Genomic DNA, 13,327 nt, shown 5'->3' with positions numbered 1-13,327 from the left:
ACAAGGCTTCTGCTGCGGAGAAATAATCCGCCGCTAGCCGCTCTCTCCGACATCGCCCACCAGCCAGGCAACGAGGCTTTCGCTGCGAGCGCCTGCAGATCGCGGTGGCACCAGCCAGTAACCGCGGTCAGATGCGTTAAGCGGCGGGCCGGCTTCGACCAACATGCCCGCGGAGAGCAGCGTATCGACGAGCCCCATCCAGCCGATCGCCACGCCCTGCCCGCTCAGCGCCGCCTGAATAACCAGCGAGTATGTATTGAAGCTGATATCGCCGCGGCCGGCATTGATGTCACGCAGGACGGAGAATTCAGAGAAATAGCTGCGCCAGTCGAACCAGGGCGATGGCATCGGCGTGTCGAGATGGATCAGGACCGCCCTGGCAAGCTGCCCCGGATCGTCGAACGGGCCGTGGCGGTCGAGAAATCCCTGTGTGCAGACCGGCATGACCTTTTCCGGCAGCAGAAGCGTGCCGATGGCGCCGAATTCCGCCCGCGTGCCGAAAACGACCGCGACATCCGCCTCGTCGCGAAAGCCGGCTGAAAATCGCTGCGTCGCGACGATCTGGATGTCCGTTTCCGGGTGCAGAAGACGAAAGCCGTCCATGCGCGGGATCAGCCAGAGCGATGAAAAGGCATAGTCGGTCCTAAGCCGAACGACCGGTCTTTGGCCTTCGGCACGGAAACTGCGGGCGAGCGCATCGATGTCGGAGACGGCTTTGGCGGCGACCTCCAGAAGCCGCTCACCTTGCGCAGTCAGCGTCACGCCGCGATACTGGCGGCGCAGCAGGCTGACGCCGAACTGCTCCTCCAGCCGGCGGATCTGATAGCTGACGGCCGGCTGGGTAAGCCCGAGCAGCGCTGCTGCCGACGAAAAGCTTCCGAGTCTGGCGACCTCGACGAAGATGCGCATCCAGCCAAGCTCCGGCGGGTGGTCTGGCATAAAAATTCCTTTGATGAACTATCGAAAAAAGCCAGCTTTACAGGCGCGACAATAGCCGCTTCAATAAAATCTTCAAATAGCTAGAGGAACGACATGGCCCGCCCGAATATTCTCATCCTGATGGTCGATCAGTTGAACGGGACCCTCTTTCCCGACGGGCCTGCCGATTTCCTTCACGCGCCGCATCTGAAATCATTGGCGGAGCGTTCCGTGCGCTTCGCCAACACCTATACGGCAAGCCCGCTCTGCGCGCCGGCGCGGGCCTCCTTCATGTCCGGACAATTGCCGAGCCGGACGCGCGTCTACGACAATGCCGCTGAATTTGCCTCCGACATTCCGACCTATGCGCATCATCTGCGCGCCGCCGGATATCAGACGGCGCTGTCCGGCAAGATGCATTTCGTCGGCCCCGACCAGCTTCACGGCTTTGAAGAACGGCTGACGACGGATATTTACCCCGCCGATTTCGGCTGGACGCCCGATTATACCAAACCCGGCGAGCGCATCGACTGGTGGTATCACAATCTCGGTTCGGTCACCGGCGCCGGCGTCGCCGAGATCACCAATCAGATGGAATATGACGACGAGGTCGCCTACCACGCCAGCCGCAAGCTGTTCGATCTGTCGCGCGGCCAGGACGGGCGCCCCTGGTGCCTGACCGTCAGCTTCACCCATCCGCACGATCCCTATGTCGCGCGCCGCAAATTCTGGGACCTCTATGAGGATTGCCCGGCGCTCGACCCGGCGGTGGCGCCGATCGCCTTCGAGCGGCAGGATCCGCATTCGCAGCGGCTGATGAAAGCCTGCGACCATAATGCTTTCGCCATCAGCCCGGAGGAAATCCGGCGGGCAAGGCGGGGCTACTTCGCCAATATCTCCTATGTCGACGATAAGATCGGAGAGATTCTCGGCGTGCTGGAGCGGACCCGCATGGCCGACAACACGATCGTCCTGTTCGTTTCCGATCATGGCGACATGCTCGGCGACCGCGGCCTCTGGTTCAAGATGAACTTCTTCGAAGGGTCGGCGCGTGTTCCGCTGATGATCGCGGCCCCCAGCTGGAAGCCGGGACGCATCGATCAGCCTGTCTCCACACTCGACGTCACGCCGACGCTGGCGGCTCTTGCCGGGATCGACATCACCGCGTTGAAACCATGGACCGAGGGCGAAGATCTTTCAGCGCTTGCCGAAGGTGTCGGCAGCCGCGGTCCCGTGCCGATGGAATATGCCGCGGAAGGCTCCGAAGCGCCGCTCGTCTGCCTCAGGGATGGGCGCTACAAGCTTTCGCTCTGCGAGAAGGACCCGCCGATGCTGTTCGATCTCGAAACCGACCCGCAGGAACTCGACAATCTGGCAGGAAATCCGGCGTATGCCGACGCCCTGGCGAGACTTGCCGCTCAGGCCGGCCGGCGCTGGAACCTTGCCGATTTCGACGCCGCCGTGCGCGAAAGCCAGGCGCGCCGCTGGGTGGTCTATGCGGCCCTGCGCAACGGCGCTTATTATCCCTGGGATTATCAGCCGCTGCAGAAGGCCTCGGAGCGCTATATGCGCAACCACATGGACCTCAACGTGCTGGAGGAAAGCCAGAGATTTCCGCGCGAGGAATGAGCGTAAAGTTATTCGGGATTTAACCCGTCCTGCGCGCCGGCGCTTCGCGCAGGAAATCCTCGATGAAGGCCTTTTGCAGCAGGATGCCGTCCCATTCGTCGGGGAAAAAGGGCGAGTCGTAAATCAGTGTGAAGGGGCCGGCGTAACCGGCCCGCTCGCACATCTCCAGGCATTTGCGGTAATCGTCGGCATCGAGGCCGGCAACGGTGTAATCGGCCTTGGCGTGGCAGATTTCCGCCCGGCGCATGATGTCGGCCAGACCTTCATATTTTGCGGGTGCCGCCCAATTGCCGAGGTCGCCGTTGAGGCCGACCTTGCCGTCCAGCCGATCCAGCAGCCAGTTCATCTCCAGAGGCGACGGCAGCAGGTCGAACCAGTTCTCGACGACGACGCGCACGCCGCTGCCTTCGGCCTTTTCAGCCAGCCAGTTCAGATGACGGGCAGCACGGCTCAGGTTTTCCTCGACCGGCTTCTGCTTGCCGGCGATGACGCGCATCCTCTGCGCCCCAAGGGAAGCGGCGATATCGATCCACGGCGCCATCCATCTGACATCGCGTTCTCCAGTCTCGCCGTGGCTCGGATCGCCGTCCTCGACCAGCAGCGTCTGGAACAGCACATTCGATGCTCTCATCGCATCACGCAATTCGCTTATATAACTGGCATCGAGGCTCGGCAGATGAAAGGAACAGATCTCCAGCCGGTTGACGCCGCGCGCCGCCAGCGCCGCCGGCATGTCGATCAGTGCCGCGGCCCCGGGGCCATAGGGTTCCCTGGGCGCAGCACTTTTATCAGGATCGGGGCTATAGGCATAAACGGCGCCGAGCAGCCGATGCAGCGACCATGTCGAAACCGCGAAGCGTCCGTTTTGCAAGATCTGCACGTGCTTTCCTCCAGGATTTCCTCCTGCCATCAATCGCAATAAAAACCCGGCGGTTCAATTGCCAATCAGGCGAAATCGCCACGAACGACCGGCTCGGCAGCGAGTGCGACCCCGAGCAGCGCTACGTCGCGACGGGCGGTGGCCGAAAGCAGCAGACCGACCGGCATGCCTGAAGCACCCGTGCCGCAGGGGATGGAGACGCCGCACCAGTCGAGGAAATTGCCGAGCGCGGTGTTGCGCAGCGTCTTGTTGTTTGTCGCGAAGAACAGTTCGTCATCCTGTTCCAGCGGTCCGATCGGCGGAGCGACATGGGCGACCGTCGGAAAAGCGATGAGCCGGTCGCCGGCAAGGCGCTCGACATCGGCGATCAGGCGGCCGCGCGCCGCAAGGATCGCCAGGTAATCGGCCAGGCTCGTCTTGCTTCCCAAGCGGGTGCGCATGACGACGCGGTGGTCCATCCTGTCCGCATCCGGTCCCGAGAGCCGTTCCTGATGCAATGCGAAAGCTTCCGCGGTGACCAGCGGGCCATATCTCGTCATCAGATCGAAAATCTCGTCGAAGGCGGGAATGACCGTACGGGCAACATGGGCGCCGGCCCTTTGAAGACGTTCCAAAGCGGCCTCGAACGCAGCGATCACGTCAGGCTCGGCTCCGTCGAAGACGATGTTGTCAGGCACGAGCAATTCCAGCCCCTGCAGCGGACGCTCGACGACATCAGGCGCCGTGCGGCCGCGCATCGCCGCATCGATCCACACCGCATCCCTGACGCTGCGGCAGAGCGGCCCCAGCGAATCCAGGCTCTTGGCCAGCGGATAGACGCCCTCCATCGCATGACGGCCACGGGTCGCCTTGTAGCCGACAATGCCGTTGAAGGCGGCGGGAATGCGCACCGAGCCGCCGGTATCCGTGCCCATGGCGACCGGCACTAGGCCGGCGGCGACGACGACACCGGCGCCGGAGGACGAACCGCCGGGAATGCGCGGCAGATCCGTGCTGCGCGGATTGACCGGCGTGCCGTAATGCGGATTGATGCCGAGGCCGGAAAAGGCGAATTCGCTCATATTGGTGCGGCCGATAGCGACCATGCCCGCCTGCCGGAGGAGGCCGACGACGGCCGCATCGCGCCTGGCCGGCGCATCGGTGGCAAGCACGACGGAACCCGCCGTCGTCGCCAGGCCTTCGATATCGAAAAGATCCTTCCAGGCGATCGGAATGCCGTCCAGCAATCCGAGCGATCGGCCTTCGCGCAAACGCTTCGAGGAGGCGCGCGCCTCCTCTATCGCGCGGCGTTCCGTAAGCGTGGTGAAGACCGCCTTGTCGGCATAATCAGCGATGGTTCCGAAGACCACCTCGGCCACGTCGACCGGATCGGCCGCGCCACCTTGAATGAGGACGGAAAGCTGGGCGACCGACATCGCGCCGAAGGATTTGCTCATGAGACGATCCAGAAAGATGATCCTCTGGACTACCTCGGATCATTCCGGCGAGCCAGAGCATCACGATATTTTGCATTCATTGGGACGATTTTTTGAACACTGCGTTTGCAGATCGCCCCTTCAATTGCCGCGATTAAAGACACACATGCTGCACGCATGCGGGAGTCGGTCCGCCATGAGGGTTGAGAGTTTATTCTTGAGAGGCCGGCGCCGCATGTGTTGCAGGAGTAATTTAGATGACAGATTGTGAAACTTTGACCCGGCGCCAGGATATGGTGACCCTTCATGTGAAAGAGGACGAAACCGCCGGACTGGGCGAACGCGACTATGTGGAACATGTCAGCGCCCAGAAACTTTCGGGCTTCGAGCGCATTGTCGTGGTCGCGGCGCTGGCTCTCTTGAGCTTTGTCGCTTTCGCCGCATATTCTTCCAATGAAACGGACCCGGTGACGACATCGGCCATTGCCGCCCCCGCCGGCGACAGCGCGCCGCACCATCAGCCTTACGGCCATTGCCGTGACAGCAGCCCCTATGCCGAAAGGGTGTGCTGAGAGCGTGCGGCTCGCCCGAGGCAAGCTAGCTTGCCGGGCATGGGGATCGGCCCAGGCTGCATCATGCAGGAAAGGGACGGACCATGGCCGGTGATATCGATTACAATCTCGACCGCTTCGTCGACGCCCAGAACGGCGTCTACGAAAAGGCGCTTTCGGAACTGAAAGCCGGGCGCAAGACCTCCCACTGGATGTGGTTCATCTTCCCGCAGATATCAGGTCTCGGCACCTCGCCGATGGCGGAAAAATATGCGATCCGTTCGGCCGAGGAAGCCGCCGCCTATCTCGCCGATCCCATTCTCTCAAGCCGGCTGTTGCGTTGCATCGAGGCGATATTATCGGTCAAGGAGCGATCCGCGTATGCAATCCTGGGCTCGCCCGATGACCTGAAACTGCGCTCGTCGATGACGCTGTTTGCCGCGATCAGCGATCACGGCTCGCCCTTCCACCGGGTGATCGAGCATTTCTATCAGGGGAAATTCGACGAGCGAACGATGGAGATCCTCAGCGCAGGGGATTAGGGTATGCCCGCCCGGGAGTGTGCAGGGCGCCCGGACAAAAACATGTCTAAAAACAACATATTAAAGCCGCGCGCTCAGCGGCCGGGCCTGCTCTCCAATGCGTCGATTTCGTCGGAAATTTCGCTCAGCCGCTGACGCAGATCACTGTCGGTGCCGTCATCGACCTCTTCCTCGCCGAAACAATAGCGCGCATCGTGAAGCTCCAGCTTGGCTTCAAGCTCGGCGCGCTTGGCATATAGGCGTTTGAGATAGATGTAGTTCATCGCCCGGTCTCCAGTTGTCCTCCGGTGATGGAAAAACGGCATGGAAGCGGTAAGGTTCCCAAAAGAACCGAGTCAGGCGAACGAAGCGATCGCCGCGTTGCAGGCCTTGGCGAAATGACCGCAGCAGCTGGCAGCGCCCATGGCCTGGCGGCTGACGCGCGCCCCCTCGAGCAGCAGCGTCAACGTATCGGCAAGAAGGTCCGGCTCGCGGGCATCGGCCGCCGAACAGAGCGCAGCCAGGCGATCACGCTGTTCGGCCTTGTGGCGCTCGATCATTTCATGGGCGGGATGGCCCTCGCCCTTCAGCTCGATGGCGGCATTGGCGAGATCGCAGCCGGCGGGCTCGCCGTTCAGACATTGCGCCCGCATTTCCACCCAGGCGTAAAGCTGTGCGCGCGGATTGCCGGGATAGGCTATCTCCAGATCGCGCCAGATGGCGCCCGCCTTTTCGGAGGCGCGGCGCAGCGTTTCGCAGACGAGTTCGTCCTTCGAGCCGAAATGCCGATAGAGCGTCATCTTGTTGGTCAGAGCCGCATCAGCGATGGCATCGACGCCGATGCCGCGGATGCCGCGCTCGCGGAAAAGCTCCGATGCTGTGGAGACGATACGTTCCCGCGGCGGGATTCGATCCTCTGAAACAGCTGCGGAGATTTCACTCGAAGTTTCGGATTTTTTTGCGGACGTAGTCCTTGACATCAATGTGACCGATCGGTAACAAATGTATTGTTACTTACCGGTAACACCACGGAACGCGAAAGTCAATGTCGAGAACACGGCAGCGCAAAGTGGAACACGGGCGACCGCCCACGAAAGGAGGACAACCACATGAGAAAGACCAGAGACGACCTGACGATATCCGAAGCCCTTCGCGACCCCCTGATCGCCATGGTGTTGCGCGCCGACGGCGTGAAGCTTGAAGATTTCAAGCAACTCCTGGAGACGGCCGCCGGCAAACGCGAACCGCGCTCGACCTCGGTGGGCAACATCATCGGAGCCATCGCCAGCCGCGCCAATCTGCCGGCAATGCCCTGCTTCGGCTGAATAGCCCGCCTCAAAAATTTCGGGGATCTCTCCCTGCCCCCGTCAAGGGCTGCCGTCATAAACAGGCGGCGGCCCTTGCCGTTTGATCGCAATGCCCCCGCGGCATCGAGCCCCAGGCCTTCATAGACTCCACCGCCAGCGCCTCGCGCGCCGAGGCTCGAAAGGCTTGAGGGCGCTGACCAGACAATGCTCGCCGCCGGCGACGCCGTGATCGTCACGACGCCCTCCGGCGGCGGCTACGAGGCAGGCCGGACTGAAACGCGCCGCATCAGACATTGATCGACCTGCTTCAGCGCCTTGTTTCACGCATGTCCTTAACCCGGAACCGCCAATCCCAGGCGACTTGCGTCAAAGGATCGGCTTGCCGCCAGTGACCGCAATTGTCGTGCCGGAGACATAGCTCGACAAAGGATCGGCCAGCATCACATAGGCTGTCGCCAGTTCGGCCGGCTGACCCGGCCGTTTCATCGGCACCTGTTTGCCGAAATTGCTGACGCTTTCCTCCGGCAGAGTCGAGGGAATAAGCGGCGTCCAGATCGGCCCCGGCGCCACGGCATTGGCGCGAATGCCTTTCTCCGCCAGAAGCTGGGCAAGGCCGGCGGTGAAATTCTGGATCGCGCCCTTGGTCGTGGCATAAGCAAGCAGGGTCGGATTCGGGCTGTCCGAATTGATCGAGGCGGTGTTGATGATTGAACTGCCGGGCTTCATATGGGCAACGGCCGCCTTGGTCAGGTAGAACATCGCATGGATGTTGACCTTGAAGGTCAGTTCCCACTCCTCATCGCTGATCTCGTCGATGCTCTTGAAACTCGCCTGATGGGCGGCATTGTTGACGAGAATGTCAATACCACCGAACTCCTTGACCGCCGTCTCGACGATCTGCCGGCAGAGAGCGGGATCCTGGATATCGCCGCTGACCAGCACGGCCTTGCGGCCGGCCTGTTCGACGAGCCGCTTCGTCTCGTCGGCATCCTCATCCTCGTCGAGATAGGAAATTACAATATCGGCGCCTTCCCTGGCATAGGCGATCGCTACTGCCCGGCCGATGCCGCTGTCGCCGCCGGTGATGATCGCCCTCTTGCCCTTCAGCCGCTCGGAGCCGCGATAGCTTTTTTCGCCATGGTCGGGAACCGGGTCCATTTGCGCGGTAAAACCGGGCATGGGCTGTTTCTGGGATGGGAACGGCGGTGTCGGATAATTCGGCATCATGACCTCCTGGGTTCAGGGTCAAACTCAGGCTGCGGCTTGTTGTTCCAGCGGCATTGCAGCCGACTGAATATCGCGCGCGCATTTCGTGCATGCAGCCCGTATGACCAATCAATTCGAAATCGGTCTTCGCGCCGGCGATTCGCTCCACCTCGCTGTCGGCAGCGGCGCGACTCTCATCACGCTGGACAAGGGGCTGGCAAAAGCTTGCAGCATCGTCGGCGCACGTCATCGATTGCTGTGAAGTCGAAGGTATTCGTGGTGGACGGATGCCGGTATCACGCAGTTCTCCATGATGCCACCGCTATCGCTCCTCCCGCACGATCAACCTACAAGATGTTGCGATTTGCCACAGCGACCGCTATGCCATAGTAATGTAACATGATCACAGTTTTAACGAGGTGCGTGGAATTGGACGGAAAGACATCACCCGCAGTTTACTCCGAAGATGAAGGCCATGCCGACGAAGCCGCCGGCAAGGGTGCGCGGCGCGCGCGCGTCAGCGGCATCGACCGGGCGCTTCAGGTGATCGATCATCTCTATGAGACCGGCTCGCCCGCCGGCGTCTATGCCATCGCCAAGGCAGTGAAGGCGCCGCTGTCGACCGTTTACGTCATTGTCGACGATCTGGTCGAGAAGAACATGCTGACGCGCCAGGCTGATGGTTCGATCTGGCTCGGCGCCCGGCTCTACCATTACGGCCTCGCCTATGCCCGGTCGCTGGATTTCATGAGCATCGCCACCCACGAAATGCACGATCTCTGCCGCCAGGCCGGCGAAACCGTCCAGGTCTGCGGCCGCGACGGCGACTATATGCTGGTGCTGGCTATGGCCGACGGCCCGAGCCACTTCCAGGTGGCGTCGCGCGTCGGAACCCGGGTGCCGCTGAACTGGACGGCGTCGGGCCGCCTGCTCGCCGGTCACCTGCCCGAGGAGGAGCGCATCGAACTGTTCAAGCGCTGCGCCCGCTCCTCGCCGACCGGCCGCGCCGAGATCGATCCACGAACGCTGTCGGAAGCCGCCGGCAAGGCCTTCGAGGCACGCCTGTCGATCCAGGCGGGGGAATCGGATTATGCGGTTGCCTGCATCGCCTCGCCGATCTGCGACCGCGACGGCCAGTGCGTCGCCACCATTTCCATCGTGCTGCCGGAACAGAAGGCTTTTTCCGACGAGAACCACTATACCGCGCATGTGCGCAGTTCGGCGGAGCGGATCGAAAAGCTGATGGGCTGGCGCAACCGCTGAGTTTCCCGATTGCAGCATGACTGCATAATAACTATATTGCTGTCATTGACAGCGATTGCGAGATTTGAATATGGCCGTCCTAACAGTTCGAAATGTGCCCGACGAGGTGCATCGCGCGTTGCGTGTGCGGGCGGCGATGCACGGCCGCAGCACCGAGGCCGAAGTCCGTGAAATCCTGGAAAATGCGGTGAAGCCTGAGCAGCGTATTCGGATGGGGGACGCCTTGGCGGAAGTCGGTCGACAGCAAGGACTGACCAATGATGATTTCGCAGGGCTCGACCAGCTACGCGATAGGGCGCCGGCGGAGCCATTGAGGTTTGAATGATCGTTCTGGATACGAACGTTCTTTCCGAGGCGATGAAACCAATTCCTCATTCGGCTGTGCGGTCATGGCTGAACGAACAGGTCGCCGAGACCTTGTATTTGTCGAGTGTGACGTTGGCCGAACTGCTGTTTGGCATCGGCGCGCTGCCAGACGGTCGGCGCAAGGCGGCTCTTACCGAAACGCTCAGCGGCGTACTCGAACTATTTCAGGATCGGGTATTGTCGTTCGACGCCGAAGCGGCTCGACACTATGCCGATCTTGCCGTCAAGGCTCGCGCCGGCGGTAAAGGATTTCCAACCTCGGACGGATATATCGCCGCCATCGCCGTTTCGAAGGGCTTTATGGTGGCTACGCGCGACGTGAGCCCCTTTGAAGCCGCGGGGCTTACTGTCGTAAATCCGTGGAACCACCAAACAGCTGACACCTCTCGGGCGGATTGATGATCGAACCAAGCCCGGCGGGTCCTACCGATAGGAATAACCGTGGCTATGGCGTACCAGCTTGCGCGCCCGCGGCACGTAGCGGCTGGCGCTAAATGCATCGGCGCCGATCACTGCGTAACGCGGCTCGAACAGCTTGCTGAGGACCGAGACATCGCCGTTGGAATCCGTCGCCTCGAGTTCGGAATCGACGAGATCGAAAATGGTGAATTCGGCTCTTGCGCCGACCGACAGCCGGTTCTCCATCGACAGCTTGATGACCGATGCCGGCGCGTGGGTGACGGCCTCGACCACCTTGTCGAAGGGCATGCCGACGCTGAGCAGCTTCGACATCGTCGTCGCCAGGTCCCAGACCGGGAAGTTCATGGAATGGCCGTGCAGGTCGGTCGAGATCGAGAAGGGCAGAAGACCGCGTGCGATCGCCGCCTCGGCGACCTTAAAGGAGAAGGAGGCGCCGCCATGGCCGATATCGAGGCGGATGCCTTCGGAAGCGCAACGCTCTGCGAGAATGAAGAGATCCTCGTCCTCCATGATGCTCGAACCGGCCTTGCCGTTGAAGCAGTGAGTGACGACGTCGCCGGGACCGAGGATCTCCAGCACTTCGTCATAGAGCGCGGGCGGCTCGCCGACATGCACCATCATCGGCACCTTCAGGATCTTGGCGATCTTCTTGCCGAGCTTGACGGGGGTGACGCCCCAGGAGCCGGTGATGACATGGCTGGCGCGCACCTTGATGCCGACGATGTGCTCGCTGTTTTCGGCATAGACTTCGAGGATGCGGTCTAGATCGATATCTCTTATATCCCTGAGTTCGGCGACGCGATTGCAGGCGACGAGGCCGATCGAGCCGAGATTCAGGAAGGCCTTGATGCGCTCGCGGGCGGGCTCGATGATATATTCGCGGAAGCCATGGAAATTCGCCTCGCCGGCCGAACCGGCATCGACCAGCGTGGTGACGCCGCGCTCGACGCCGCATTCGGAGGGGCGAATGGAAATGTCGGTGCCGCCGTGCCAGATATGCACGTGCAGATCGATCCAGCCCGGCGAGACGAAGGCGCCCTTGCCGTCGATACGCGTCACATCCTCGGAAACGGCAAGCGACGGACCGATCTTGGCGATCCGGCCATCGGCATCGACGAGAATGTCGATAGTCCCCTCGGCTGCGCCAGCCCCGAAAGCCATTGGTCTGATATTGGTGAGAAGAAGCGGCTTGTTCGCCTGGTCGCCCGACACGATCATATCGTTGAATTCCACAGTTATGCTATATAAATCTTTATAATAGAATAAAGCTGGAGACGGTGCTGTCAAGGAAAATGAGGCGGAATCCATCGCTCGATAAACGGCAACGGCGCGCTGTGCTATAGCGCGACTGTTGCGGGGCTACGGCAAATCAGCGTTTATTTTCAATCCTGAAGGATCGAATAATCAAGCCGTTCGAGGTGATCCGGATCGGCAATGGCGTCGATCGCAGCGATCCTGCCATTGGCGATCGTCAGCGCCACGACGACGCGGAGCTGGCCGCCGCTCTGCACGACGAATCCGAGCTCGCCGTCGACGACGGCGATTTCTGCCGCCTGCGCCCGGCCCTTGAAGGCTTCGGCCACGCCAGCAGCGCCACGCATTTCGCCGATCGTGCCGAATCGCGCCGCTGTTGCATCCGGCCGGAAGACGACATCGGGGGCAAGCACGGCAAGCAAGGCGTCCAGATCGCCGTTGCGCGATGCCGTCAAAAAAGCCTCCGCGACCGTCCGCTTGCGGCCGAAATCGACATCAGCCCTCTCATCCGTGCCCTGCACCCGGCGGCGGGCGCGGCTTGCGAGCTGGCGGGCAGCGGCGGACGAGCGGCCGATGATCGGCGCGATCTCGTCGAAGGGCAGATCGAACATGTCGTGCAGCACGAAGGCCACACGCTCGGCCGGCGCCAGCGTCTGCAGCACGACGAGCAGCGCCACGCCGACCGATTCGGCGAAGGCTGCATCCCGCTCCGGATCGTTCGCCGGATCGGCAATCACCGCATGGACCGGCATCTCCAGCGGCTCCTCGCGCCGGGTCTTGCGCGTGCGCAGCATGTCGAGGCAGATCCGCGCCACCACCGTCGTCAGCCAGCCGCCGAGATTGCCGACGTCAGTCGTGTCAGTGCGGCTGAGCCGCAGCCAGGCCTCCTGAACGGCGTCCTCAGCCTCGCTGCGTGAACCGAGCATGCGATAGGCAGCCGCCCGCAGATGCGCCCTGTTCGCCTCGAATTCGTCGGCCAGCCATTTTTTCTCGTCCATCCGTCACATTCCTTCGCTGCGTTCCGTCAAGGCCATGACGAATGAAACCCGGCCGATGTGACAACGCCGGCGGATTGTCGAAGAGCAACATGCCTCAAGGAGACATATCATGCAGGAAAAATTGGTCATGCAGGAGAGAATGGGAAATCCCGCCCTCGTGCTTCCCGCCGCCATGCAGGCGCTGACGGCCCTTGCCAAGGTGCCGACTGAGACCGGCCTTTCACCGAAGTTGCTTGAACTCGTCAATCTGCGCGCCAGCCAGATCAATGGCTGCAGCGTCTGCATCGACGGGCATCCGCGCATCGCCAAGAAGCTCGGCGAAACGGACGAAAGGCTTTTCGCCGTCAGCGCCTGGCGCGACACGCCCTATTTCAGCGATGCCGAGCGGGCAGCCCTTGCGCTGACGGAGGCGGTGACCCGCACCAGCGACCGTTCCGACCCCGTGCCCGACGAGATCTGGGACGAGGCGACCCGGCATTATGACGGCAAGAGCCTCGCGGCCCTCGTCATCGCCATCGCCAATATCAATGTCTGGAACCGGCTGAACATCGCCACCCGGCAGATCGCCGGCGCCTGGAAGCCGTAAACGACGCTTGCCG

General features: G+C 61.8%; 16 protein-coding genes and 1 pseudogene. 9 read left to right on the top strand and 8 right to left on the bottom strand.

Annotated elements, in window-relative coordinates:
- Window positions 1–33 precede the first annotated feature (33 nt).
- Window positions 34–939: a LysR family transcriptional regulator gene (locus ATY75_RS30000; protein WP_088940267.1), complete on the bottom strand. Its 906-nt coding sequence runs from the start codon at window positions 937–939 to the stop codon at window positions 34–36.
- Between the two features lie 93 nt (window positions 940–1,032).
- Between ATY75_RS30000 and betC the strand changes: the two genes are divergently transcribed.
- Entirely contained in the window at window positions 1,033–2,547 is a 1,515-nt protein-coding gene (betC, locus tag ATY75_RS29995; protein WP_088940266.1) for a choline-sulfatase, read from the top strand.
- 19 nt (window positions 2,548–2,566) lie between these two features.
- Here the strand turns inward: betC and ATY75_RS29990 are convergent, their stop codons facing one another.
- Both ATY75_RS29990 and ATY75_RS29985 read right to left on the bottom strand, forming a co-directional pair.
- A complete protein-coding gene (locus tag ATY75_RS29990; protein ID WP_088940265.1) occupies window positions 2,567–3,427 on the bottom strand; it encodes a TIM barrel protein in 861 nt (286 codons plus the stop codon).
- A 65-nt stretch (window positions 3,428–3,492) separates the two neighbouring features.
- On the bottom strand, window positions 3,493–4,863 hold the full coding sequence (locus tag ATY75_RS29985) for an amidase (protein WP_088940264.1): 1,371 nt from the start codon (window positions 4,861–4,863) through the stop codon (window positions 3,493–3,495).
- 272 nt (window positions 4,864–5,135) lie between these two features.
- Between ATY75_RS29985 and ATY75_RS29980 the strand changes: the two genes are divergently transcribed.
- Window positions 5,136–5,414, top strand: coding sequence for a hypothetical protein (locus tag ATY75_RS29980; RefSeq protein WP_190241458.1), 279 nt, complete (start codon window positions 5,136–5,138; stop codon window positions 5,412–5,414).
- An 83-nt stretch (window positions 5,415–5,497) separates the two neighbouring features.
- The gene (locus tag ATY75_RS29975; protein ID WP_088940262.1) at window positions 5,498–5,935 is read left to right on the top strand and encodes a DUF1810 domain-containing protein; all 438 of its coding nucleotides are present in this window, start codon (window positions 5,498–5,500) and stop codon (window positions 5,933–5,935) included.
- 74 nt (window positions 5,936–6,009) lie between these two features.
- Here the strand turns inward: ATY75_RS29975 and ATY75_RS29970 are convergent, their stop codons facing one another.
- Both ATY75_RS29970 and ATY75_RS29965 read right to left on the bottom strand, forming a co-directional pair.
- Entirely contained in the window at window positions 6,010–6,198 is a 189-nt protein-coding gene (locus tag ATY75_RS29970; protein ID WP_064843367.1) for a hypothetical protein, read from the bottom strand.
- Window positions 6,199–6,270: 72 nt separating this feature from the next.
- Window positions 6,271–6,894: a TetR/AcrR family transcriptional regulator gene (locus tag ATY75_RS29965; protein ID WP_088940261.1), complete on the bottom strand. Its 624-nt coding sequence runs from the start codon at window positions 6,892–6,894 to the stop codon at window positions 6,271–6,273.
- A gap of 129 nt (window positions 6,895–7,023) precedes the next feature.
- On the opposite strand from ATY75_RS29965, the gene ATY75_RS29960 reads away from it, so the two are divergent.
- Complete coding sequence (locus ATY75_RS29960) at window positions 7,024–7,239, top strand: hypothetical protein (RefSeq protein WP_049735753.1); 216 nt, start codon at window positions 7,024–7,026, stop codon at window positions 7,237–7,239.
- 348 nt (window positions 7,240–7,587) lie between these two features.
- On the opposite strand, the gene ATY75_RS29955 is transcribed toward ATY75_RS29960, so the two are convergent.
- Complete coding sequence (locus tag ATY75_RS29955) at window positions 7,588–8,445, bottom strand: SDR family oxidoreductase (RefSeq protein WP_088940381.1); 858 nt, start codon at window positions 8,443–8,445, stop codon at window positions 7,588–7,590.
- A gap of 94 nt (window positions 8,446–8,539) precedes the next feature.
- On the opposite strand from ATY75_RS29955, the pseudogene ATY75_RS35360 reads away from it, so the two are divergent.
- The 4 genes and pseudogenes from ATY75_RS35360 to ATY75_RS29935 all read left to right on the top strand — a co-directional run.
- A pseudogene (locus ATY75_RS35360) lies at window positions 8,540–8,689 on the top strand (VapC toxin family PIN domain ribonuclease); the annotation flags it as partial.
- 161 nt (window positions 8,690–8,850) lie between these two features.
- On the top strand, window positions 8,851–9,690 hold the full coding sequence (locus ATY75_RS29945) for an IclR family transcriptional regulator (RefSeq protein WP_088940260.1): 840 nt from the start codon (window positions 8,851–8,853) through the stop codon (window positions 9,688–9,690).
- A 70-nt stretch (window positions 9,691–9,760) separates the two neighbouring features.
- The gene (locus tag ATY75_RS29940; protein WP_088940259.1) at window positions 9,761–10,015 is read left to right on the top strand and encodes a plasmid stabilization protein; all 255 of its coding nucleotides are present in this window, start codon (window positions 9,761–9,763) and stop codon (window positions 10,013–10,015) included.
- On the top strand, window positions 10,012–10,455 hold the full coding sequence (locus ATY75_RS29935; RefSeq protein ID WP_088940258.1) for a type II toxin-antitoxin system VapC family toxin: 444 nt from the start codon (window positions 10,012–10,014) through the stop codon (window positions 10,453–10,455). Before ATY75_RS29940 ends, ATY75_RS29935 begins: the two co-directional genes overlap by 4 nt.
- A 24-nt stretch (window positions 10,456–10,479) precedes the next feature.
- Here ATY75_RS29935 and ATY75_RS29930 read toward each other — a convergent pair whose 3' ends face one another.
- Both ATY75_RS29930 and ATY75_RS29925 read right to left on the bottom strand, forming a co-directional pair.
- Complete coding sequence (locus ATY75_RS29930) at window positions 10,480–11,694, bottom strand: amidohydrolase/deacetylase family metallohydrolase (RefSeq protein WP_088940257.1); 1,215 nt, start codon at window positions 11,692–11,694, stop codon at window positions 10,480–10,482.
- A 164-nt stretch (window positions 11,695–11,858) separates the two neighbouring features.
- Entirely contained in the window at window positions 11,859–12,728 is an 870-nt protein-coding gene (locus ATY75_RS29925) for a sigma-70 family RNA polymerase sigma factor (RefSeq protein WP_088940256.1), read from the bottom strand.
- A gap of 127 nt (window positions 12,729–12,855) precedes the next feature.
- Here ATY75_RS29925 and ATY75_RS29920 point away from each other — a divergent pair, with 127 nt between their 5' ends.
- Window positions 12,856–13,314: a carboxymuconolactone decarboxylase family protein gene (locus tag ATY75_RS29920; protein ID WP_064843836.1), complete on the top strand. Its 459-nt coding sequence runs from the start codon at window positions 12,856–12,858 to the stop codon at window positions 13,312–13,314.
- Window positions 13,315–13,327: the final 13 nt, after the last annotated feature.

This window comes from Rhizobium sp. N122, assembly GCF_002211295.1.
Taxonomy (GTDB): Bacteria; Pseudomonadota; Alphaproteobacteria; order Rhizobiales; family Rhizobiaceae; genus Rhizobium.
The sequence above is the reverse complement of the archived record's forward strand: the minus strand, read 5'-3'. Positions and strand labels throughout refer to the sequence as shown.

Excerpts from the sequence above, each read along its gene's own strand:
- ATY75_RS29920 (WP_064843836.1), top strand. The coding sequence starts at position 12,856 with ATGCAGGAGAGAATGGGAAATCCCGCCCTCGTGCTTCCCGCCGCCATG.
- ATY75_RS29940 (WP_088940259.1), top strand. The coding sequence starts at position 9,761 with ATGGCCGTCCTAACAGTTCGAAATGTGCCCGACGAGGTGCATCGCGCG.
- ATY75_RS29925 (WP_088940256.1), bottom strand. The coding sequence starts at position 12,728 with ATGGACGAGAAAAAATGGCTGGCCGACGAATTCGAGGCGAACAGGGCG.
- ATY75_RS29985 (WP_088940264.1), bottom strand. The coding sequence starts at position 4,863 with ATGAGCAAATCCTTCGGCGCGATGTCGGTCGCCCAGCTTTCCGTCCTC.
- betC (WP_088940266.1), top strand. The coding sequence starts at position 1,033 with ATGGCCCGCCCGAATATTCTCATCCTGATGGTCGATCAGTTGAACGGG.
- ATY75_RS29965 (WP_088940261.1), bottom strand. The coding sequence starts at position 6,894 with ATGTCAAGGACTACGTCCGCAAAAAAATCCGAAACTTCGAGTGAAATC.
- ATY75_RS29930 (WP_088940257.1), bottom strand. The coding sequence starts at position 11,694 with ATGATCGTGTCGGGCGACCAGGCGAACAAGCCGCTTCTTCTCACCAAT.
- ATY75_RS29935 (WP_088940258.1), top strand. The coding sequence starts at position 10,012 with ATGATCGTTCTGGATACGAACGTTCTTTCCGAGGCGATGAAACCAATT.
- ATY75_RS29980 (WP_190241458.1), top strand. The coding sequence starts at position 5,136 with ATGGTGACCCTTCATGTGAAAGAGGACGAAACCGCCGGACTGGGCGAA.
- ATY75_RS29955 (WP_088940381.1), bottom strand. The coding sequence starts at position 8,445 with ATGCCGAATTATCCGACACCGCCGTTCCCATCCCAGAAACAGCCCATG.
- ATY75_RS29975 (WP_088940262.1), top strand. The coding sequence starts at position 5,498 with ATGGCCGGTGATATCGATTACAATCTCGACCGCTTCGTCGACGCCCAG.
- ATY75_RS30000 (WP_088940267.1), bottom strand. The coding sequence starts at position 939 with ATGCCAGACCACCCGCCGGAGCTTGGCTGGATGCGCATCTTCGTCGAG.
- ATY75_RS29970 (WP_064843367.1), bottom strand. The coding sequence starts at position 6,198 with ATGAACTACATCTATCTCAAACGCCTATATGCCAAGCGCGCCGAGCTT.
- ATY75_RS29960 (WP_049735753.1), top strand. The coding sequence starts at position 7,024 with ATGAGAAAGACCAGAGACGACCTGACGATATCCGAAGCCCTTCGCGAC.